At 52.7% G+C, this 1,811-nt stretch carries 1 rRNA gene; it reads right to left on the bottom strand.

Going from position 1 to position 1,811, the window contains the following annotated elements:
• Positions 1-104: 104 nt before the first annotated feature.
• A 16S ribosomal RNA gene (locus HPC67_RS15600) occupies positions 105-1,668 on the bottom strand.
• Positions 1,669-1,811: the final 143 nt, after the last annotated feature.

Raw genomic sequence — 1,811 nt, forward strand, 5'->3', positions numbered from 1 at the left:
TTGCTCCCTCAAAACTGAACAAACAACCTAGTATGTCTTTTTGGAACCAAATAATGGTCCCTACCAACGTCCCGAAGGACGCTGGTATTCCGTAATATCCTTAGAAAGGAGGTGATCCAGCCGCACCTTCCGATACGGCTACCTTGTTACGACTTCACCCCAATCATTGGCCCCACCTTCGGCGGCTGGCTCCATAAAGGTTACCCCACCGACTTCGGGTGTTGCCAACTCTCGTGGTGTGACGGGCGGTGTGTACAAGGCCCGGGAACGTATTCACCGCGGCATGCTGATCCGCGATTACTAGCGATTCCTGCTTCATGTAGGCGAGTTGCAGCCTACAATCCGAACTGGGAATGGTTTTATGGGATTTGCTTCACCTCGCGGCTTCGCTGCCCTTTGTACCATCCATTGTAGCACGTGTGTAGCCCAGGTCATAAGGGGCATGATGATTTGACGTCATCCCCACCTTCCTCCGGTTTGTCACCGGCAGTCACCTTAGAGTGCCCAACTTAATGCTGGCAACTAAGATCAAGGGTTGCGCTCGTTGCGGGACTTAACCCAACATCTCACGACACGAGCTGACGACAACCATGCACCACCTGTCACTCTGTCCCCGAAGGGAATGCGCTATCTCTAGCGTTGTCAGAGGATGTCAAGACCTGGTAAGGTTCTTCGCGTTGCGTCGAATTAAACCACATGCTCCACCGCTTGTGCGGGCCCCCGTCAATTCTTTTGAGTTTCAGCCTTGCGGCCGTACTCCCCAGGCGGAGTGCTTAATGCGTTAACTTCAGCACCAAGGGGCGGAAACCCCCTGACACCTAGCACTCATCGTTTACGGCGTGGACTACCAGGGTATCTAATCCTGTTTGCTACCCACGCTTTCGCACCTCAGCGTCAGTTACAGACCAGAGAGTCGCCTTCGCCACTGGTGTTCCTCCACATCTCTACGCATTTCACCGCTACACGTGGAATTCCACTCTCCTCTTCTGCACTCAAGTCCTCCAGTTTCCAATGGCCGCTTACGGTTAAGCCGTAAGATTTCACATCAGACTTAAAGGACCGCCTGCGCGCGCTTTACGCCCAATAATTCCGGACAACGCTTGCCCCCTACGTATTACCGCGGCTGCTGGCACGTAGTTAGCCGGGGCTTTCTGGTTAGGTACCGTCAAGGTACCGCCCTATTCGAACGATACTTGTTCTTCCCTAACAACAGAGCTTTACGATCCGAAAACCTTCATCACTCACGCGGCGTTGCTCCGTCAGACTTTCGTCCATTGCGGAAGATTCCCTACTGCTGCCTCCCGTAGGAGTCTGGGCCGTGTCTCAGTCCCAGTGTGGCCGATCACCCTCTCAGGTCGGCTACGCATCGTTGCCTTGGTAGGCCGTTACCCCACCAACTAGCTAATGCGCCGCGGGCCCATCTGTAAGTGATAGCCGAAGCCACCTTTTGTCCTTCTATCATGCGATAAAAGGCATTATTCGGTATTAGCACCGGTTTCCCGGAGTTATCCCGATCTTACAGGCAGGTTGCCCACGTGTTACTCACCCGTCCGCCGCTCATTCCACAAACGTCACCCCGAAGGGATCAGTTTGCTTCCTGCGCTCGACTTGCATGTATTAGGCACGCCGCCAGCGTTCGTCCTGAGCCAAGATCAAACTCTCCATAAAAGTTAAGTTTGAACATCATCGACACCAATCGATGATGTTTATCCTAGCTTGCTAAATTGACTCTAGAGGCGGAAACATCACTGTTTCCTGCTTCTGTTGTCTTTGACATACTGGTTGTTTTGTTCAGTTTTCAAGGAACAAAT

Source organism: Lentibacillus saliphilus (genome assembly GCF_019093865.1).
Classification (GTDB): Bacteria; Bacillota; Bacilli; order Bacillales; family Amphibacillaceae; genus Lentibacillus_B; species Lentibacillus_B saliphilus.